Raw genomic sequence first — 18,987 nt, 5'->3', positions numbered from 1 at the left:
CAGCGTGCCCACCAGAAACGTTAATGGTGGGCACGGCGCTGCGCGCCTTTGCCCACCCTACAAGTACACTCAAATAGGACTTCCAGAGCCCTTAAACAACGCCATTTTGGGGCTTGAGAGCCGCCTAGCGCTTGCAATCCTGCGCCAGCCGGTCGAGTGCCTGGGACAGCCCCTTCAGCGAGAAGGTGTCGGTGGTCTCGGTGCCCTTGGCCGAAACGCCCTTGACGGTGACTTCAGCGGATTTGCGCATGGCGCTGACCATCTGCTCTTCTTCCGCGGCGTTCTTGATCCAGAGCCCGTCGCCCTGGGTGTACATCGCGTAGGCAGCGCCGCCGACCTCGAGTGAAGATTCCGAACCCGGCTTCAGCGCATAGCCCATCATGATCGAAACTTCGTTGACGACTCGCTCGGCGGGCCGCGTCGAGACGAAAGCGTAGGCGGGATCGCGCGGACGATTCGGCGGATTGGTTTTGGACGACGACGGCTTCGCCAACGCGAAGCAAACCTTCCTGCCGTTCGGGGTTGCGGTGTAGGCGCCCCAGGTGCCGTACTGGCCGATCAGGGTCGGCTCCGCGCCGCCTGCCGCCGCGGTCGCGGCCGGCTCCGGCTTGGCAGGTTGTTTGGCCGCCGGTGCAGGCGCGGACTTCGCCGCGTCCTTGGCGTTTTCCTTGGCACCCTTCGGAGCAGTGCCCTGTGCCTGTGCGAAGGATGTCGCCCCGCACAACGCCGCAATCGCAACCAGAAATGTCAGTATTCGCAACACGGACAACTGGTTCCCTTATCATTGTGACTGGATGATGGCCCGGGGGCGCATCGCGCCGCCGGGATGGATAGCCGGGAAATGCTTTTTTGGGAAGGCGGTTACATCGCTGTCACCGCTGTGGCGACCCTTGGTCTCAGGTCGCTTTCAGCGAATCAGAGCACGGGCTTTGATTTAAGCGCTTGACTTAACCTTTGGGACGACGCTCGCGCTGCTTTTGCCACTGCGCATCGGTCCATTGCAGCAGATCCTCGGCGCCGGAACTGCGCAAATGCGAGCCGCCGTCCTGCACTACCATCTCACCATTGATGTAGCCGGCCTGATCCGAAATCAGAAAGCTCGCGAGGTTCGCAAGTTCGTCATGCTCGCCGGCGCGGCCGAGCGGATTGCGTTGCGCCCAGCTTTCATCGCGGCCCTCGGGACGAAGCTGACCCGAGGCGCCCGGCGTTGGAAACGCGCCGGGCGCGATTGCAACCGTGCGCACACCCTTTGGTCCCCACTCCACCGCAAGGCTCCTGGTCATCGCGAGCACGGCGGATTTCGCCATCGCCGACGGCACCGTGAAGGCGCGGCCGGTGATGGTCGAGGTCGAGAGAATGCTCAGCACCACACCTTTGTGTTGGCCGTCGATCCAGCGCTTGCCCGCGGCGAGCGTGCAATACATTGCACCGTGCATTGTCGGCGCCAGGATCGCGTCTGCGGCGCGGAACGACAGATGTTCGGTCTGGGCGATGAAGGTCGCGGCAGCATTGTTGACCAGAACGTCGATCGGCGCCGCGCGCCAGATCTCGTCCATCATCGCATCGACCGCGGCGCCGTCGCGGATATCGCATCGCGCAACCGTAACCTTGCCGCCGAGTTCACCGCGCATTTGCGCGGCCGTCGCCTCCAGCAATTCGAGCCGGCGGCCGCAAATGGTCAGTTCTGCGCCGAGTTCGACAAAGCGGCGCCCCATCGCGGCCCCGAGGCCCGAGCCGCCGCCGGTGACCAGGATCCGCTTCCCCGCCAGCAAGCCCTTTTCAAACATCGTTTGAATCCCTTCATCCGCCGAGAGCCATCCATCCGAATCGGATTGTAGCCCGGCTTCAAATCCGGCATGAAGCTGCAAGCCTTCCGGTCCGACAATCAGGTGCGTCCATGAAAGCCATTCTCTGCTCGCAATATTGCCAACCCGACGATCTCGTGCTGGCGGATGTGCCGGATCCGGTGGCCGAACCGGGACAGGCCGTGATCGCGATCAAGGCGGCTGCGCTGAATTTCTTCGACATCCTGATGATCCAGGGCAAGTACCAGATCAAGCCGCCGTTCCCGTTCTCGCCGGCCGCCGAGGTTGCGGGCGTGATCGAAAGCGTCGGCGCCGGCGTCACCGACCTGAAGGTCGGCGACCGCGTGGTGGCCTCCTGCGGCCATAACGGCGCGCGCGAAAAGATCGCGCTGCCGGCAAACTCGATCGTGAAGATTCCCGACAATCTGGATTTCGATCGCGCCGCCGGGATCATCATCATCTACGGTACCGCGCTGCATGCGCTGGAAGATCGCGCCAGCCCGAAGCCGGGCGAGACGCTGGCCGTGCTGGGCGCTGCCGGCGGCACCGGACTTGCGGCCTGCGAACTCGGCAAGCTGATGGGGTTGAAGGTGATCGCCTGCGCCTCATCGGACGAGAAGCTCGAATTTGCCAAGGCGCACGGCGCCGAGCTGACGCTGAACTACAGCAAGGAAGATCTCAAAGAGGGCTTGCGCCGGCTCACCGGGGGCAAGGGCGCCGACATCATATTCGATCCGGTCGGCGGCACCTACGCCGAGGCCGCCTTGCGCTCGATCGCCTGGGAAGGCCGCTTCCTGGTGATCGGCTTTGCCGCGGGCGACATTCCGAAGATGCCGCTCAATCTGGCACTGCTGAAGGGCTGCGACATCCGCGGCGTGTTCTGGGGCGCGTGGACCAGAGTCAATCCGGAAAAGAACCGCGCCAACCTGGAAAAGCTCGTGAGATGGACCGCGGAAGGCAAGATCTCCTCGCATGTCGACCGCACCTTCCCGCTGGCGCAGACCGCCGAAGCGCTCAAGGTGCTGGCCGGCCGCAAGGCCATGGGCAAGGTGATCCTGCATCCCTGAGAGGGAACCGGGACCCCTATTGAATTGCCGTCAGCTGGAAAAAAGCGAAAACGGCCCGTGACTTGCTCGGGCCGTTTTTGTTCCACCCCTTTATATCACTGATGTAGTTTCTCGGTAACAATGCGTGCTTTTCAACGGCGTTATGCCGCTTGCGCGCCTTAATCATAACAAAAAATTTCCTAATTCCCCCCGGTCGCCGTCGTTTTTTGAACCCAATCCGTGTGCGATTTTAGGGACCGGATGAGGGGGCTCCTGTACGTCAACAAGAGCAAGAAGCAAGTGCAGGGGACGCCCGTTAGTTGCGTTCGGTAGTGGGGAGCATCACCATGGCGGAAAATACCAGGCCTGTTCAGGCAAGAGATCCATTCGACAGGTTTGACGAAGCCATCAGCGATCCCAGGCTGTATGAAGCCGAGCAGCCTCGATACGAACAGCTCCGCTACGAACCCCGATACGACGAGCCTCAATACGAGCAGTCTCAATATCAGCAGTCTCAATACGACCAGCCGCAATATGCGCAGCCTTTTGCGCCGGCGTTCGATCGGACAGATGTGCTGCCGGAAGATCTGCCGCCACACGAGGCGGTGCCGCTTTTCCTCTCCAACTACGAGGAAGAGTCGCATCAGCAGCTTTCCGAGTATTCGTTCGGTAGCGGGAGGTTTGGCAGCGGCGGGCTGAAGAAGGCCCGGGCCGGGCGCATCGTCACCGGCGTCGCGGTGGTTTCGGCGATCGCAGCGGTTCTCGCGCTGTTCTCCATCGACTCGACGCGTGCCGTCATCTTCAACGCCTCGCTCGGAGGCGGCGGTGGCGGCAGCGCTCCGCCCCCCGCCCAGCTCGCTGCGGCGGTACCGGAGCCGGCACCGCAACCGGCACGCGTAGCCGCGCCGCCGCTGGCGGCAGAACCGGCCGGTGCGGAGATGGCAGCCGCCCGCCGCTCTCCGCCCAACGCAACGGCGTCCGCTTCGCCGACGCGCGACGAAATCGCCGCCGCCTATCAGACTGCGCTCAAGGGCAACAAGGTCGCGGCGCCCGAGCCGGTGGCGCGCGAAGCCTCCCGCGAAGTGGTTGCTTCGATCAATCCGGTGGCCCCGGCTGCTGCTGCGGTCGCGCCGGCGGTGCGTGAGCCCGCACCCGTCACGCAAGCGGCTGCTCCTCCGGCACGCCGCATCGATCCGGACGAACTCGCAGCGCTGCTGAAGCGGGCGAAGGGCCTGCTTGCGATCGGCGACATTACTTCCGCCCGACTATTGCTTGAGCGCGCGGCGGACGCGCAGGAGCCGGAGGCGGCATTGATGCTGGCCGGAACGTATGATCCGCAAGTGCTGGGCAGCCAGGATTTGCGAAGCGTCACACCCGATCCCGCGGCGGCGAAGGTCTGGTACCAGAAGGCCGCCCAGCTCGGTTCGGCTGATGCGAAGCGGCGTCTCGGCCAGTTGCAGTAGAGCATGATCCGGAAAAGTGTGTAGCGGTTTTTCCGAAAAGTTCATGCTCAAACAAAAAGACAAGGCGGGATGACGATTCGAAGAAAGTCATCACGCTTTAGGCAATTACTGAAGAAATTACTCAAGACCAGCGCATAGAGGAACCCATGCGACACTTACTGGGAATGGCATTGCTTGCCATCACGGTGGCATGCAGCAATACGGCGGCCAAGGCCGCCGAGACGGAAACCGATCCGGCCAAGGTCAGCGAAAGCCTGAAGGCCATTTTTCAGTTCGGCTCAGTCGCCACCAAGCAGGCGCTGAACGCCAACACGGTCACACTGATCTCCGGAACGATCGGCGGCACCTATGTGCAATTCGGCGCCGACCTCGCTTCCGTGCTCGACGATGGGAACAAGTTGCGCGTACTCCCCATCGTCGGGCGCGGTTCAGTGCAGAGCGTGGCCGACATCCTGTTCCTGCAGGGCGTCGACCTCGGCATCGTGCGCGCCGACACGCTCGACTATCTCGAGAAGAAGGGCTTTGCGAAGGACATCAAGAAGCAGTTCACCTATGTGACCAAGCTCTACAATGAAGAGATGTACGTTCTCGCGTCGAAGTCGATAACGAACATCAGCCAGCTCAACGGCAAGAAGGTCAGCGTCGATCTTCCCAACGGCGGCACCTTCGTGACCGCGGCGGTCGTGTTCGAGCGGCTCGGCATCAAGCCGAACTTCCTCTACATCGAGCAGCGCATCGCAATGGAGAAGATGCGGGCAGGTGAGATCGATGCGGTGATCGCCGTCGGCGGCAAGCCGTACAAGTCGGTCAGCAACTTCAGCGACAATCGCTTCCACCTCGTGCCGGTCGACTATTCGCGGCCGCTGCAGGGCGACTATCTGCCGGCGGTGCTGACCTCGAAGGATTATCCCAACCTGATCCCCGAAGGTGGGAAGGTCGATACCATCGCCGTGCCTGCGGTGCTCGCGGCCTACAACTGGGCGCCCAACACCGATCGATATCGCAAGCTGTCGCAGTTTGTGGACGCCTTCTTCACCAAGTTCCCGGCGTTCCAGAACCCGCCTTTCCACCCGAAGTGGAAGGAAGTCTCGCTGTCGTCGCCGTTACCGGACTGGCAGCGTCTGCCGGTTGCCGAGCAATGGCTCAAGAGCCACAACGTCGAGGCCGTGTCGCGCGCCAGGTTCGATGAATTCCTGAAACAGAGCCCGACCACCGCAGCCGGCGTAAAGTCGGACGCGGACAAGGAAGCCCTGTTCAAGCAGTTCCAGGCCTGGGAAGCTGAGCGAAGTGCAAGGGCGCAAGGTCCCGCGCCGACGCAGCGCTAGCTACGGCTAGAGCATGATCCGGAAAAGTGGGCACCGGTTTTCCCTCGAGACAAACGCGGAACGCGTTTGCGCGGAGATCATGCTCAAATCAAAGAGACAGAGCGGGATGACGATTCGAAGAAGAGTCATCACGCTCTAGCCAGCCGCCGGCTATTCCGTCACCTCGTTGGTGTCGATCCCGCGCTTGAGTGCCGCGCGCGCGGCATCGCGATGCTCCTGCGTAATGTGGCTCGCGACCATGCGGATGGCAGTGGCCAGAACTGCGGCATCGTCGGTAAAGCCGAGCAATGGCAGAACGTCCGGCATGAAATCGAACGGCACGATGAAGTAGGCGACGGCGCCGAGCAGCGCCGCCTGCACATGGCGCGGCGTCTCCTTGTCGAACGCGCAGTAATAGGCTGCGAGCAGGTCTTCGGCGAAGGGAAGCTGCGCCACTACCCGCTTGAGCTTGATCCAGAAGCGCCGGCGCACGCTCTCCTGGTCCTGCGCCAGCCGGTCGGCCGGTTCGAATCCCATGCTGTGATCGGACGATGCCATCGCGGCGCTCCCCTCAGGCGTCCGGTGCGGCGGATTGCCGCCGCTGCCGAGCGTAACGAAGAATTGGGGATGTCCGCCGCGCCACGCAAGATCGCGGGCCACCCAACTCAGGTGACGCCCAGTTGCCTTGCGATCGCGTTCATGGCCTTCGCCAGATCGATGTCGCGCCGGGTCACACCGCCGGCGTCATGGGTCGCGAGCACGACCTCCACCGTCCTGTAGACGTTCTTCCATTCCGGATGATGGTCGTTCTTCTCGGCCACCAGGGCCGCGCGGGACATGAATCCGAAAGCTTCGTTGAAGTCCTTGAAGGTGAAGGTACGCTGGATCGCCTCGCGTCCCGATAGCTCGGACCAGCCGGAAAGTTCCGCCAGCGCCGATTTCCGTGCCTCCGGCGACAGTCGTTCCACCATGATCGCCTCCCGTTTCAGCCAGCCTCTACCCTAACACCGAAGGCCGCATCGGGGATCCCCTGCCCCAAATGGCCCGCAACCGCGTCCTATGCCGGCTTGGGGACGCCGCCGGTAACCATGACGCAGATGTAACAATGGTCAGGCGGGAAAATTTGCTAGGATGCCGACGTAACCGTGCCGATGGCATAAATTGTACCTCGAACGATTACCCAGGGATTGATGACCGACGGCCCCCATTCTGAGGCAATGCCGGCCCCGCCCTCGCCCCGCTCCGCGAAACGACGGCTGACATTCGTCACCCTGGCCGGTGTACTGGCCATCGTCGGCGCGCTGGCGGCCGGCTATTACTTTGCCATGCGGCCCGTGACACTGCGGATCGCCGTCGGCCCCGCCGCCAGCGACGACCTCAAGGTGGTTCAAAACCTGGCGCAGGCCTTCAACAACCAGCGCAACACGCTGGTCCGATTGCGTCCGGTGCAGACCGATGGCGCGCTCGCGAGCGCCAACCTGCTCGGCGAAGGCAAGGCCGACCTCGCCATCATCCGGGGCGACCTCGACGTACCGAAGAATGCACAGGCGGTGGCGACGCTGCGCAAGAACGTCGTGGTGCTGTGGGTCGTGTCGGCCGGCAAGAGCAAGGGCAAGAAGGCCGCAGTCGGCATCACGAAAATCGGCCAACTCGCCCAACGGCGTATCGCCGTCGTCGGCCGAACCCAGGCCAACGTCAATCTGCTCAAGGTGATCCTGCGGCAGTACGGCGTGGATCCGGCCAAGGTCGAGATCGTCCAGTTCCCCGCCAACGAGGCGGCGGAGGCCATTCGTAACCAGAAGGCGGATGCCTATCTCGCCGCCGGCCCGGTCAACAGCAAGATCACGGCAGACGCGATCGCCGCATCGGTGCGCGACGGCGGCACGCCGAAATTCCTCGCGATCGATTCCGCCGAGGCGATTGCGCAGAACTTTCCCGCCTACGAGGCCGCCGAAATTCCGGCCGGGGCTTTTGGCAGCGCGCCGGGCCGGCCCGAGGAAGAGGTCAAGACCATCAGCTTCGCGCACCACATCGCGGCGCGCAGAGGGATTGCGGAATCGACGATTGCCATCTTCACGCGGCAGCTCTTCGCGATCCGCCAGACGCTGAAGAACGAATTCCCGCTCGCCGCCAAGATCGAGACGCCGGACACCGACAAGGATGCCACGATCCCCGTGCATCCCGGCGCCGCCGCCTTTGTCGACGGCGAGGAGAAAACCTTCCTCGACCGCTACAGCGACTACATCTGGTGGAGCCTGATGGCGCTGTCGGCGATGGGCTCGGCCGGCGCCTGGTTCGCCGGCTATCTCAAGAAGGACGAACGCAACGTCAACACGCCGCAGCGCGACCGGCTGCTCGACATGCTCACCGCCGCCCGCCAGTGCGATTCGATGGAACAGCTCGACCAGATGCAGGCGGAAGCGGACGCCATTCTGCGCGACACGCTGCAATGCTACGAGCACGGCACGATCGAGGAAGGCACCCTGACCGCGTTCAACATCGCGATCGAGCAATTCCACAACGCGGTAGCCGACCGCAAGACGCTGTTGATGAGCATGCCGCAAAACCTGCAGCGAGCGAGCGCGCAATTCCGCGCCGCCAGCAACGCCTGATCCGCCAATCCGGTAATCGAACCGTCATCAATTCCGTCTAGCCCTGTCGGCACTTTCTGCGCATTCTGGCTGCGGAATAGCGGGGGGCTGGTATGACTTTCAGGATTTCAAGCAGAATTTCCCGTAGGCGCTTCCTCGCCACGACGGGCGCGGGCGCGGTCGCACTTGCAACGCCTTATCTCAGCCGCGCCGCCGACCGGCCGATCATCACCTCCGGCGTGCAATCCGGCGATGTCGGCACCGACGGCGGCGTGGTGTGGGCGCGCGCCGACCGTCCCTCGCAAATGCTGGTCGAGGTCGCCACCTCGGATTCCTTTGCCAATGCCCGGACGCTGCCGCCAATCGCCGCACTTCCCGAAAGCGACTTCACCGCCAAGATGCTGCTGGAGAACCTGCCCGCCGGGCAGGATATTTTCTACCGGGTCCGGTTTCGCGACCTCGCGCATATCGGCGTCGAAAGCGAGCCGATGGTCGGGCGCTTCCGCACCGCACCTAGCGATCGTCGCGACGTCAGCTTCGTCTGGGGCGGTGACGTCGCCGGACAGGGCTGGGGCATCAACCCGGATGACGGCGGCATGCTTACCTTCGCCACCATGCGCAAGCACCGGCCGGATTTCCTGCTGCACTCCGGCGACACCATCTATGCCGACGGACCGCTCAAGAGCGAGGTGACGCTCGCCGACGGCAAGGTCTGGAAGAACGTGACGACGCCCGAGAAGGCCAAGGTCGCCGAGACGCTCGACGAATTTCGCGGCGCGCACAGGTATAATTTCATGGACGAGCATCTGCGCGCGTTCAATGCGGAAGTGCCTGTATTCGTGCAGTGGGACGACCACGAGGTCGTCAACAACTGGTCGTCGTCCAAGGAACTGCCTGCCGCCTACAAGGAGCGCAACATCGCGCTGCTCGCCGCCCGCGCGGCGCGCGCCTTCCACGAAATGTATCCGATCCGCGAGAGCATCACCGAGCCGGCGCGGGTCTATCGCACACTGAACTACGGTCCGCATCTCGATGTGTTCATGCTGGACGAGCGCAGCTATCGCGGCCCGAATGGCCCNGAACCAGGAGACCGCTTACGGTCCCGAAAGCTATTTCCTCGGACCCGAACAANCTCGCCTGGCTGAAGCGGGGACTGTTGAATTCCCGCGCCACCTGGAAGGTGATCGCGTCCGACATGCCGCTCAGCATCATCGTCTATGACGATGCGCCCAACAAGAAGGGCTCGGAGGCCGTTGCGCAAGGCGACGGCCCGCCGCGCGGCCGCGAGCTGGAGATCGCCGATCTCCTGCGCTTCATCAAGACATCAGGTGTCGTCAACACCGTGTGGCTGACCGCCGATGTGCATTACGCGGCCGCGCACTACTACAATCCCGACAAGGCGCAGTTTCAGGAATTCGACCCGTTCTGGGAGTTTGTCGCAGGTCCCCTGCATGCCGGCACGTTCGGTCCGAACGACCTCGACAACACCTTTGGACCCGAAGTGAAGTTCATCAAGGCGCCGGGGCCCGGCAATCAAAACCTGCCGCCGTCGGCCGGCATGCAGTTCTTCGGCCACGTCAGGATCGACGGCCGCAGCGGGCAGATGACGGTGACCTTGCGCGACCGCGCCGACGTTGCGCTGTGGTCGACGACGCTCGATCCCAAGCCGGTTTAGTGGCCGGGCCGCGACCGCTCACGACTTCGTGCCGCGGTACATCAGCATCGTCTCCAGCGCATCCGTCGTACAGGGCTTGGGCAACCGCGGCTTGGTCGCGAATGCCTCCGGCAGCCCGGCGTCGGCGCCATAGCCGGTCACGAAGGCGAACGGAATTTTCAGCGCTTCGAGCCGTTCGGCCACCGCAAAGCTCTTCTCGCGGATCAGGCTGACGTCGAGCAGCGCAAAATCCGGCGGCCGATCCGCGATCAGTTCGAGTGCCTTGGCCACGTTCGGCGCAATCCGCACCGTTTTCACGCCAAAAGCCAAAATCGTGTCTTCGAAATCGAGCGCGATGATCGGATCATCTTCGACGACCAGCACGTCGCCGGGCATGCCGTCATAGGAGGCGCGGTCCATGTTCTCGCCCATCAACCTTTTGCAATTTTTGACAGGACCGGGCCGAAGCCCCGGGAACGGATTGCTCCGGCCGGCGCCTGAGGAGCACGCCACCGGTTCCGGAACTGAAACCACCACATGTCCGTTCTACCGTCTGTCCACTTGTGCACACATCGACGATGCCAAACCAATTATTATCCGGTGGAGGAAACAAGGAATTTCATGCCCACGCGACAAGACAGGGTGCCCGGCGAGCGGCCGTTCAACAACCTGCTGCGCCGTTTGAACGACGCCGATTTCGCGTTGATCGAACCGCATCTCGTCGAGGCCGACAGCCATCCGAACGACTTGCTCTACAGTCCCGGCGACAATGTCGAGACGGTGCATTTCCCCTGCGGTCCCAGCCTCGTCTCCTACATGGTCGCCAGCGAGGATGGCCGCGACGTCGAGACCATCCTGATCGGCCGCGAGGGGGCGGTCGGCGGCATCGTCAGCCAGGGCCATCTGCCAGCCTATACCCGCATTACGGTCAAGTTCGCCGGCCCGTTCGTACGGATTCCGGTCGGAAGGCTCGATGCAGCAAAATCCAAATCGCGCACGCTGAGCAACATCTTCGCCCGCTATGCGGATTGCATGCTGGCGCAGATTTTCCAGTCCACCGCCTGCAATGCGATCCATTCGATCGAGCAGCGCACGGCGAAATGGATCATTTCCGCGATGGAGCGCACCGATGGCGAGGGCGCGGTGCCGCTGACGCATGAGCAATTGGCGACCTTGCTCGGCGTCGGCCGCTCCTACACCAGCCGGGTGATCCAGACTTTCAAGGCAGAAGGCACGCTGGAGACCCGGCGAGGCTCGATCCTGATCCGCAACCCGGTCGCGTTGCGGAACCGGTCCTGCCGCTGCAACGAGGCCGTGAAGGGCCATTTTGACGAGGTTTTACGGGGGGTCTACCCCGACCCCGGGCAGGACAATTAGGCCCCATACCCGGCCAAAATCGGCTAACCAAATGCCAAACAAACCATTGTTTTTTGGCGTTTTCTGAATATATTGCGCCGCAACGCGTAAGGTGTGCCCGGTCCTTTTGGCCGGGCTTCCTTTTTGGGGCCAGGTTTGAGGCCGGGGCCCCGTTCGCATCCCAGGTTTTGAGCGCGATCCGGAAAAGTGGGTCCCGGTTTTCCGGTGAGATCGCGCTTCCACCATTTGCACGACCAGAAGAAGAGCCATGAACCTTCGTAACGTCGCCATCATCGCCCACGTCGACCACGGCAAGACCACCCTCGTCGACCGCCTGCTGCAGCAATCCGGCACCTATCGCGAGAACCAGAAGGTGACCGAGCGCGCGATGGACTCCAACGACCTGGAGCGCGAGCGCGGCATCACCATCCTGGCCAAGGCCGCTTCCGTGCAGTGGAAGGACACCCGCATCAACATCGTCGACACCCCCGGCCACGCCGATTTCGGCGGCGAGGTCGAGCGCATCCTGAACATGGTGGACGGCGCGCTGGTGCTGGTCGACGCCGCCGAAGGTCCGCTGCCGCAGACCAAGTTCGTGGTCTCCAAGGCGCTCAAGGTCGGGCTGAAGCCGATTGTCGTCATCAACAAGGTCGACCGTCCCGACGCACGGCCGACCGAAGTCATCAACGAAGTGTTCGACCTGTTCGCCGCGCTCGACGCCAGCGAGGAGCAGCTCGATTTCCCGATCCTCTACGGGTCGGCCAAGCAGGGCTGGATGGCCGACAGCCCGGACGGCTCCCACGACGCCGGCATGCAGCCGCTGTTCGACCTGATCGTGCGCCACGTCGCGCCGCCGAGCGTCGAGGAAGGTCCGTTCCGGATGATCGGCACCATTCTCGAAGCCAACCCCTATCTCGGCCGCATCATTACCGGCCGCATCACCTCGGGCGCGATCAAGCCGAACCAGCAGGTGAAGGTGCTTGGCGCCGACGGCAAGACCATCGAGCAGGGACGCATCACCAAGATCCTCGCCTTCCGCGGCATCGAGCGCACCCCGCTGGATGAAGCCGAAGCCGGCGACATCGTTGCGATCGCGGGCCTGACCAAGGGCACCGTCGCCGACACCTTCTGCGACCCTTCGGTCGAGACGCCGCTGCAGGCGCAGCCGATCGATCCGCCGACGGTGTCGATGTCGTTCATCGTCAACAATTCTCCGCTTGCCGGCACCGAGGGCGACAAGGTGACGAGCCGCATGATCCGCGACCGCCTGCTGCGCGAGGCCGAAGGCAATGTCGCGCTGCGCGTGGTCGAGGCCGCCGACAAGGATTCGATGGAAGTCTCGGGCCGCGGCGAATTGCAGCTCGCGATCCTGATCGAGACCATGCGCCGCGAAGGCTTTGAACTCTCCGTGTCGCGTCCGCGCGTCGTGCTGCAGAAGGACGAAGCCACCGGCCAGTGGCAGGAGCCGGTCGAGGAAGTCGTGATCGACGTCGACGAGGAGCATTCCGGCGTCGTCGTGCAGAAGATGAGCGAGCGCAAGGCCGAGATGATCGAGATGCGCCCCTCCGGCGGCAACCGCCTGCGGCTGGTGTTCTACGCGCCGACCCGCGGCCTGATCGGCTACCAGGGCGAACTGCTGACCGACACCCGCGGCACCGCGATCATGAACCGCCTGTTCCACGGCTACGCCAACTACAAGGGCGACATCCAGGGCCGCCGCAACGGCGTTCTGATCTCCAACGATCAGGGTGAGGCGGTGGCTTACGCGATGTTCAAGCTGGAAGACCGCGGCCCGATGATGATCGAGCCCGGCTGGAAGGTCTACAAGGGCATGATCGTCGGCGAGCACACCCGCGACAACGATCTCGAGATCAACGTGCTCAAGGGCAAGCAGCTCACCAACATCCGCACCACCTCCAAGGACGAAGCGGTGCGCTTGACGCCCCCGATCCGGATGACGCTGGAAAAGGCGCTGGCCTATATCGAGGACGACGAGCTGGTCGAAGTGACCCCGAAGTCGATCCGCCTGCGCAAGAAGTTCTTGGACGCCAACGACCGCAAACGCGCGGAAAAGGCCAAGGAAGCGGTGGCGTAGGCCCCCGCCACCGTTCGTCGTCCCCCGCCACCGGGTCGCGCGAATGCGCGCCCGATGACAGGCTCCGGCGGGGGATCCAGTACGCCGCGGCCTCTCGCTTCAGCTCAAATGTCTCTGGAATACTGGGTCACCCGCTCCAGCGCGCAATTGCGCGCAAGGCGGGTGACGACGGTTGTGCACGGGGTGGCTGCAGGCGCCACGAACGTGCTACAGCCTTGCGTATGAGTTCCCTCCCCTCCTCGGTCGATGTCGCCATCATCGGCGCCGGCGCCGCCGGCCTCGGCGCCGCGAATGCGCTGAAGAACTCCGGCCTCTCCGTCCTCGTGCTGGAAGCGCGCGACCGCGTCGGCGGCCGTGCTCACACCATCATGGCCTCGCCGGACGTCACCTTTGACGTCGGCTGCGGCTGGCTGCATTCGGCGGATGAGAACTCTTTCGTCAAAATCGCCGGACAGCTCGGCTTCGAGATCAACAGATCGCTGCCGCCCTGGCGCGAGCGCGCCCATGGCAAGGCGTTTCCGCAGGAAGACCGCGAAGATTTCATCCAAGCGCTGAACGCGTTCTACGACCGCGCCGAGCAGGCCGCGGCGGAAGCCGCGAAGAACGGCCGCGACGCCGTCGCCAGCCTTTATCTTGAGCCCGGCAATCGCTGGAATCCGATGATCGACGCGATCTCGACCTATGTGAACGGCTGCGAGCTCGATCAGGTCTCCATTCTCGACATGGACGCCTATGAGGATACCGATATCAACTGGCGCGTCCGCCGCGGCTATGGCGCCCTCGTTGCGGCTTATGGCGCAACATGTCCGCTCGCGCTCAATTGCGCGGTGACGCTGATCGATCACGCAGGCAAGCGCGTCCGCATCGAGACCTCGCGAGGTTCGCTGATCGCGGACAAGGTGATCGTCACCGTCCCAACCAATCTGATCGCCGACGAGGAGATCCGCTTTCACCCCGCGCTATCAGCCAAGATCGATGCCGCGCGCGGCCTGCCGCTCGGCCTCGCCGACAAGGTGACGCTGGCGCTGGATGAACCGCACGCGCTGCCGGTCGAGGGCAATCTGCGCGGCGCCACCATGCGCACCGCGATGGGCACCTATCACATCCGCCCGTTCGGCCAGCCCTGCATCGAAGGCTTCTTCGGCGGCCGTTACGCGCAATCGCTGGAGGATGCCGGCGATGGCGCGATTGCCGCAGCAAGCATCGACGAGATCGTCTCGTTCCTCGGCAACGATTTCCGCCGCAAGCTGAAGCCGCTCGCCGAATCGCGCTGGGCGCATGATCCGTTCGCGCGTGGCTCGTACTCGCACGCGCTGCCCGGGCATGCCGGTGACCGCGCGGTGCTGGCGGCGCCGATTGATGGGCGACTGTTCTTTGCGGGAGAGGCCACCTCGCCGGAGTTCTTCACGACCGCGCATGGGGCTAGGGATAGCGGTGAGAGGGCGGCGGAGGAAGTGATGGCAGCGACGAACTCAAGATAGCCGACAGCCTACCGCGCGCCCTTGAATACTACGTCCCGATGAAACTTCAGGTATTGAGCGTTCGGATAAAGAGATCCATCACTTGGCAGATGAATAACGCCACTCGGATTCAAGAGACGCGCGGCCTCTTCTGGAACGTGATTCTTGGCCACAAGAATTTTGTAATCGTCGCCCACCGAGATAAGCCCACGATCAAACATCCAATGCACAGTCCCTGAAAGTGCGAGGCCGTTCCGAACAGAATCGGGCCCCTTCGACGCGACCGGCTGAATATGAGCCGCCTGGACCTCCGGACGCCCTCCACCATTGATCAGACGAAGCCCCGTCATGGCGCATCGATTCGCGTACGCGGCTCGCACGTTGTGCATGAAGGACCGCTCACGGAACGGTCTCAATATGGTCATTTCAACTATCGGCCGTTCAAAAGGAACGTCTGATTCTGCCCAACCTGGGGGCGAGACCGCTTTGGTTTCGGGGTTCTCGCTGAGCACCGGAGCGAAGCCAGCTTTCAATATCCGATCAAATTCGGCGTCGGGAACAAGCCGTACGGCTCGTCCGAAAGCGCCCTTGTTCGTGGAGCCATCGGCTTTCTTCAAAGCACTTTCATAGTATTCGCTACCCTCGGCGAACGGCACTGGCAGATCAAAATCAAGGTAATCTGAGATAAGTGCGAAGTAATGATCGGCGATCTCAGCGTCCTCGATGACCGCGGTGACGCGTGCGACGCCGAAGTAAGATTGACGTCCGCCTATGCTGGATAACTCGACGCTCGTTCGCCGGGGCTCATAATAGACAATGTGATCGCCAACCGCTTGCCTGACCTGATTCAGATACGTGCGAGGGAAATGATATCGGGCTTCGGGCAAATCTTTGTAGCCCGGCGTCACTTTCGTTGTGAAAACTGCCTTTACCATCCACTACCCGCGAACGACCCACATCAGCGAGAAATGCAACCTATTGTAGCTTTGACGAATTGGATAGTATGCCACTACTCAATCACGCGCGCCCGCATCTCCGCGTCCGGCACGAAGCATTCCTCATACTTTCCAAAAATCCGGTAGCGATTACGCGCGACGAGGCTGTAGACGGCGTCACGCAGCGGCTTCGGCACGGCAAACAGCATTCGCACCCAGCGCCATCCCGGCAGCAGGCTCAGCACCGTCAGCGCCGCGTCGGATTTCAGCCACGCCGTCCCGCCATGTACCACCGCATTGGTGTCGGGATCGTGTGGATCGATACCGAACGTCTGCGCCAGCCTTGTGCCATACGCCGACTGGATCGCGGTAAAGCGGAATCTCCGCTCGACGTCACGCGTGGCAACGAAGCGGACCCAGCGCGAGCAGAAGACGCAGACGCCGTCGTAGAGGATCACGTCATCGTCAGGCCATTTCGTCATCGGTTATCCAGCGTCACCAGCGCCACCAGCATCAGCACGACCGCAGGCGCCGTCTTCACCAGCGCACCGAGCGGCTCGATCCAGAGGTCTGGCGTCAGGATTGCGGCGCCGATCATATAGCCGAGCGAGGCAACTATACCCGCCATCAGCCCGAGCGCCGCGGTACGGCGGAATGCGATCAGAGCGCCGATGCTCATGTCCATCAGGCTGGTGCCTATGGTCATGGGGTCGACGAGCCAGGCCGGAAAGCCGTGGCTGCGCAGGATCCCGGCCGCTGCATCGTAGGAAATCACCAGCGCGATGAAGCCGGAGACGACCCAGAACAGCACGAGGCTTGCGATGACAAGCGCCTTGATCGGGAACAGCCGGGCAAACCATTTGTCCTGAATGGTCGCTACGCGCCTTCCCGCCATCTGCCCGATCGTCTTCGGTATGATGCCGGTGGCGGTCATCCAGTCCGCAGGGCTGCCGCTGACGCCGCGGCGCAACTCCGCGATCGCCGTGGTGCGCATCGGCGGCACCCAGCCGAGCAGGCTCGAGAGGTCACCGAGCCTGGCGCCGAGATCGAGCAGGAACGCCGGCATCGCCATGCGCCGCCATCTGATGGTGCCGAACAGCTCGCGGAATTGATCGATCACGTCACCGAGCGTGACCGGCTGCTCCTGCATCAGGTCCCATGTCACGGCGTTCACCTCGCCGGGATCGCGCTCGGCCAGCCAGGCAATCGTCGCGGCAATGTCCTCCATGGCGACCGGCTGGAACGGCGTGAGCCGTTCGGCGGGCGGAAGATCGATCGGAAGCGCGGCGAGCGAACGCAGCATGGCACTGCCGCCATAGGCGGCCAGGGCCACCACGAAGCCCGGCCGCAGGATCGCGTACGGGATGCCGGATTCGGCGATCAGCCGTTCGCCCTCGCGCTTGGTGGTGCTGAAGGCGGTGGAGTCAGTGCCGGCGGTGCCGGGAATCGAGATATGCACCAGGCGGATCGTGTGGCGGCACTCGCGGATCGCCTGCAGCAGCCGCGCCACAAATTCGCGATGCACGGCGGCCGTGTCGCTACCCGGACCATCCTGCAGCACGCCGAGGCAATTGACGACGACACCGATGCCGTGATCGCGCAGCAGCCGCGCCAGCGCCGCCGCATCCATCGACATGATAGGCAGTTCGAGATCGAGCGCGTCGCTCTTCTGCGAAGCGGATATTTTGCGGGCAACGCCAACGACGCGAAACCCACGGGCGCGCAGGTCGTCGGTGACGAAGCGGCCGATCAGGCCGGAGGCGCCGAGCACCAGGATTTTTCGGATGTCGGCGTTCATGCTTGTCTAAAGCGGTTTGGCGATCATCAGCCATAGAATAGTCATGACCGAGCCGAATCCGGGAATCCCGAACCAAAACCAGCGGTGGAAAAGTGCGAAATAACGCGACGGCAACTCCAGGTTTTGCTCCGCCGCCTTGCGCGCGAGGTCGCGCATTTCGATCTGCATGAAGATAACCGGCACCCAGAACAGCCCCGCGACCGCATAGAGCCCGAGCGAGGCCATCAGCCATCGCTCGCTCCATGCGGTGGAGGACAGCCACATCAGCACGCCGCCGCTCACCGGCTGCAGCAGCACCGCCGTCAGCGTGAACAGCATGTCGGCGATCACGACGGTCTCCGCCGTGCGCGCGATGAACGCCGCGTCCCGGCTGCGATGCGCCATCAGCATGAAGAACGCGATGCCGGCGCCGGTGCCGAGAATGACGATGGCGCCGATCACATGCAGATATTTGACCAGGAAATACAGCGTCATGGCTTCTTCGCCTGATTTGGAGACCGCGCCTTCAAGGCGCGATCGAGTTCGCCTGCGGCGAGCTTGACGCCATCCTCGCTTTCCACAAGCCAGTGGCCCTCGCTGCCATGGGCCGGCAGCACGTGAAAGTCGGCCCTGCCGCCGGCGTTGCGAAATGCATCGGCCAGTTGGCGCGACAGCGCCGGCGAGAAATAGCTGTCATTGGCGCCCACCAGCCAGGTCACCTTCACGCGCGCAGCCCTGCCGAATTCGCCCGCCGCTGCGGTCAGCGTATGCGGCGCGCAGACCCGGTTGGGGAGATCATTGGCATGCCCGCCGCGCCCCGGCGCGAACGCGATGATGGCGGAAAGGCTCTTCGGATCTTCGCCCGCCAGCGCCAGCCCGCCCCACGCGCCGGCCGAATGGCCGATCACGACGGCGCCATCGGGGCGAATGAAGGATTGCCTGCGCATGAACTCCGCCGCTGTGGCAATTGCGTCGGCTGTGGCGCGGCCGGCCTTCGCATAATCGGCCTCATCGCAGCCGCCCTGATCCTCCAAATATTTTCCACCCGTCGCGCCATGGCCCGGACGTTCGGGGACCAGCACCGCAAAACCGCGGTCCACCAGCCAGGCGGCGAGCGCACGGTATTCGGGTTGCGGCATTTGCGCCCGCCGCAACACGTTCTGGGTGGAGGCGTGCGCGATCAGGGCCAACGGAAACGGCCCTTCGCCTGATGGCCTGAACAGCACCGCATGCGCGGCCGCGACGGGATCGGGAGCAGGCACCAGCCATTGCTGCCGGCGATGCGGCTCGCCTTCCGTGCCTTGCGCACCGAGGCCGGGCTGCGCGGACGCGGCCTCAACACCGAGCGCGGCAACGAAAACCAGCGCAAAAAGCAGGTTTGGCGGATGCATGAACTTGGCCTGATGCAGCCGAAGGAGGGCGTATTGGGACGTCACCAACAGAATACCGCCGCCGAATCAAATCCAGCGCATTTTTCCGTGAACGGAAGTCGCGGCGGCGT

18 protein-coding genes and 1 pseudogene are annotated in these 18,987 nt (G+C 63.4%); 9 read left to right on the top strand and 10 right to left on the bottom strand.

The genetic code is table 11. The annotated features are described in order from the left end of the window. Nucleotides 1–124 precede the first annotated feature (124 nt). Both CQ14_RS35220 and CQ14_RS35215 read right to left on the bottom strand, forming a co-directional pair. A complete protein-coding gene (locus CQ14_RS35220; RefSeq protein WP_057862356.1) occupies nt 125–763 on the bottom strand; it encodes an invasion associated locus B family protein in 639 nt (212 codons plus the stop codon). Nucleotides 764–947: 184 nt separating this feature from the next. Continuing rightward, nucleotides 948–1,787, bottom strand: coding sequence for an SDR family oxidoreductase (locus CQ14_RS35215; protein ID WP_057862355.1), 840 nt, complete (start codon nt 1,785–1,787; stop codon nt 948–950). 110 nt (nt 1,788–1,897) lie between these two features. Between CQ14_RS35215 and CQ14_RS35210 the strand changes: the two genes are divergently transcribed. From CQ14_RS35210 to CQ14_RS35200, 3 genes are all read left to right on the top strand, one after another. Continuing rightward, complete coding sequence (locus CQ14_RS35210; protein ID WP_057862327.1) at nt 1,898–2,872, top strand: NADPH:quinone oxidoreductase family protein; 975 nt, start codon at nt 1,898–1,900, stop codon at nt 2,870–2,872. Nucleotides 2,873–3,198: 326 nt separating this feature from the next. Further along, the gene (locus tag CQ14_RS35205; protein WP_057862326.1) at nt 3,199–4,314 is read left to right on the top strand and encodes an SEL1-like repeat protein; all 1,116 of its coding nucleotides are present in this window, start codon (nt 3,199–3,201) and stop codon (nt 4,312–4,314) included. 146 nt (nt 4,315–4,460) lie between these two features. After that, nucleotides 4,461–5,639, top strand: coding sequence for a TAXI family TRAP transporter solute-binding subunit (locus CQ14_RS35200; RefSeq protein ID WP_057862325.1), 1,179 nt, complete (start codon nt 4,461–4,463; stop codon nt 5,637–5,639). 150 nt (nt 5,640–5,789) lie between these two features. On the opposite strand, the gene CQ14_RS35195 is transcribed toward CQ14_RS35200, so the two are convergent. Together CQ14_RS35195 and CQ14_RS35190 are read right to left on the bottom strand one after the other, a co-directional pair. Further along, nucleotides 5,790–6,176 (bottom strand): YkvA family protein, encoded by a 387-nt coding sequence (locus CQ14_RS35195; RefSeq protein WP_057862354.1) that lies wholly within the window; start codon nt 6,174–6,176, stop codon nt 5,790–5,792. A 107-nt stretch (nt 6,177–6,283) separates the two neighbouring features. Continuing rightward, nucleotides 6,284–6,592 carry a 4a-hydroxytetrahydrobiopterin dehydratase gene (locus CQ14_RS35190; protein ID WP_347337180.1) on the bottom strand — a complete coding sequence of 103 codons (309 nt, stop codon included), beginning with the start codon at nt 6,590–6,592 and terminating at the stop codon, nt 6,284–6,286. Nucleotides 6,593–6,835: 243 nt separating this feature from the next. Between CQ14_RS35190 and CQ14_RS35185 the strand changes: the two genes are divergently transcribed. The 3 genes and pseudogenes from CQ14_RS35185 to CQ14_RS47275 all read left to right on the top strand — a co-directional run. Continuing rightward, a complete protein-coding gene (locus CQ14_RS35185) occupies nt 6,836–8,230 on the top strand; it encodes a TAXI family TRAP transporter solute-binding subunit (protein WP_057862323.1) in 1,395 nt (464 codons plus the stop codon). Nucleotides 8,231–8,322: 92 nt separating this feature from the next. Beyond that, a pseudogene (locus CQ14_RS47280) lies at nt 8,323–9,287 on the top strand (alkaline phosphatase D family protein); the annotation flags it as partial. A gap of 54 nt (nt 9,288–9,341) precedes the next feature. Next, on the top strand, nt 9,342–9,884 hold a 543-nt coding region (locus tag CQ14_RS47275; protein ID WP_245320759.1), incomplete at its 5' end, for an alkaline phosphatase D family protein. Nucleotides 9,885–9,902: 18 nt separating this feature from the next. Here the strand turns inward: CQ14_RS47275 and CQ14_RS35175 are convergent. Further along, the gene (locus tag CQ14_RS35175; RefSeq protein WP_245320757.1) at nt 9,903–10,295 is read right to left on the bottom strand and encodes a response regulator; all 393 of its coding nucleotides are present in this window, start codon (nt 10,293–10,295) and stop codon (nt 9,903–9,905) included. 189 nt (nt 10,296–10,484) lie between these two features. Between CQ14_RS35175 and CQ14_RS35170 the strand changes: the two genes are divergently transcribed. From CQ14_RS35170 to CQ14_RS35160, 3 genes are all read left to right on the top strand, one after another. Then, on the top strand, nt 10,485–11,240 hold the full coding sequence (locus CQ14_RS35170; protein WP_057862322.1) for a Crp/Fnr family transcriptional regulator: 756 nt from the start codon (nt 10,485–10,487) through the stop codon (nt 11,238–11,240). Between the two features lie 247 nt (nt 11,241–11,487). After that, on the top strand, nt 11,488–13,314 hold the full coding sequence (gene typA, locus CQ14_RS35165) for a translational GTPase TypA (protein WP_057862321.1): 1,827 nt from the start codon (nt 11,488–11,490) through the stop codon (nt 13,312–13,314). A 221-nt stretch (nt 13,315–13,535) separates the two neighbouring features. Next, a complete protein-coding gene (locus CQ14_RS35160) occupies nt 13,536–14,795 on the top strand; it encodes a flavin monoamine oxidase family protein (RefSeq protein WP_057862320.1) in 1,260 nt (419 codons plus the stop codon). A gap of 8 nt (nt 14,796–14,803) precedes the next feature. On the opposite strand, the gene CQ14_RS35155 is transcribed toward CQ14_RS35160, so the two are convergent. The 5 genes from CQ14_RS35155 to CQ14_RS35135 form a co-directional block, all read right to left on the bottom strand. Further along, nucleotides 14,804–15,709, bottom strand: a complete 906-nt coding sequence (locus CQ14_RS35155) for an HNH endonuclease (protein WP_057862319.1) — start codon at nt 15,707–15,709, stop codon at nt 14,804–14,806. Nucleotides 15,710–15,783: 74 nt separating this feature from the next. Continuing rightward, complete coding sequence (locus tag CQ14_RS35150) at nt 15,784–16,191, bottom strand: thiol-disulfide oxidoreductase DCC family protein (protein ID WP_057862318.1); 408 nt, start codon at nt 16,189–16,191, stop codon at nt 15,784–15,786. Then, complete coding sequence (locus CQ14_RS35145) at nt 16,188–17,507, bottom strand: SDR family oxidoreductase (RefSeq protein WP_057862317.1); 1,320 nt, start codon at nt 17,505–17,507, stop codon at nt 16,188–16,190. Before CQ14_RS35145 ends, CQ14_RS35150 begins: the two co-directional genes overlap by 4 nt. A gap of 6 nt (nt 17,508–17,513) precedes the next feature. Further along, nucleotides 17,514–17,981: a DUF2269 family protein gene (locus tag CQ14_RS35140; protein WP_057862316.1), complete on the bottom strand. Its 468-nt coding sequence runs from the start codon at nt 17,979–17,981 to the stop codon at nt 17,514–17,516. After that, the gene (locus CQ14_RS35135; RefSeq protein ID WP_057862352.1) at nt 17,978–18,877 is read right to left on the bottom strand and encodes an alpha/beta hydrolase family protein; all 900 of its coding nucleotides are present in this window, start codon (nt 18,875–18,877) and stop codon (nt 17,978–17,980) included. The genes CQ14_RS35140 and CQ14_RS35135 overlap by 4 nt, the downstream gene beginning before the upstream one ends. Nucleotides 18,878–18,987: the final 110 nt, after the last annotated feature.

Origin of the sequence: Bradyrhizobium lablabi, from assembly GCF_001440475.1 — a bacterium.
In the GTDB taxonomy this organism is placed as follows: Bacteria; Pseudomonadota; Alphaproteobacteria; order Rhizobiales; family Xanthobacteraceae; genus Bradyrhizobium; species Bradyrhizobium lablabi.
This window is presented reverse-complemented; position numbering and strand designations above follow the sequence as displayed.

Excerpts from the sequence above, each read along its gene's own strand:
- CQ14_RS35195 (WP_057862354.1), bottom strand. The coding sequence starts at position 6,176 with ATGGCATCGTCCGATCACAGCATGGGATTCGAACCGGCCGACCGGCTG.
- typA (WP_057862321.1), top strand. The coding sequence starts at position 11,488 with ATGAACCTTCGTAACGTCGCCATCATCGCCCACGTCGACCACGGCAAG.
- CQ14_RS35150 (WP_057862318.1), bottom strand. The coding sequence starts at position 16,191 with ATGACGAAATGGCCTGACGATGACGTGATCCTCTACGACGGCGTCTGC.
- CQ14_RS35210 (WP_057862327.1), top strand. The coding sequence starts at position 1,898 with ATGAAAGCCATTCTCTGCTCGCAATATTGCCAACCCGACGATCTCGTG.
- CQ14_RS35200 (WP_057862325.1), top strand. The coding sequence starts at position 4,461 with ATGCGACACTTACTGGGAATGGCATTGCTTGCCATCACGGTGGCATGC.
- CQ14_RS35215 (WP_057862355.1), bottom strand. The coding sequence starts at position 1,787 with ATGTTTGAAAAGGGCTTGCTGGCGGGGAAGCGGATCCTGGTCACCGGC.
- CQ14_RS35145 (WP_057862317.1), bottom strand. The coding sequence starts at position 17,507 with ATGAACGCCGACATCCGAAAAATCCTGGTGCTCGGCGCCTCCGGCCTG.
- CQ14_RS35175 (WP_245320757.1), bottom strand. The coding sequence starts at position 10,295 with ATGGGCGAGAACATGGACCGCGCCTCCTATGACGGCATGCCCGGCGAC.
- CQ14_RS35170 (WP_057862322.1), top strand. The coding sequence starts at position 10,485 with ATGCCCACGCGACAAGACAGGGTGCCCGGCGAGCGGCCGTTCAACAAC.
- CQ14_RS35160 (WP_057862320.1), top strand. The coding sequence starts at position 13,536 with ATGAGTTCCCTCCCCTCCTCGGTCGATGTCGCCATCATCGGCGCCGGC.
- CQ14_RS35135 (WP_057862352.1), bottom strand. The coding sequence starts at position 18,877 with ATGCATCCGCCAAACCTGCTTTTTGCGCTGGTTTTCGTTGCCGCGCTC.
- CQ14_RS35205 (WP_057862326.1), top strand. The coding sequence starts at position 3,199 with ATGGCGGAAAATACCAGGCCTGTTCAGGCAAGAGATCCATTCGACAGG.
- CQ14_RS35155 (WP_057862319.1), bottom strand. The coding sequence starts at position 15,709 with ATGGTAAAGGCAGTTTTCACAACGAAAGTGACGCCGGGCTACAAAGAT.
- CQ14_RS35140 (WP_057862316.1), bottom strand. The coding sequence starts at position 17,981 with ATGACGCTGTATTTCCTGGTCAAATATCTGCATGTGATCGGCGCCATC.
- CQ14_RS35185 (WP_057862323.1), top strand. The coding sequence starts at position 6,836 with ATGCCGGCCCCGCCCTCGCCCCGCTCCGCGAAACGACGGCTGACATTC.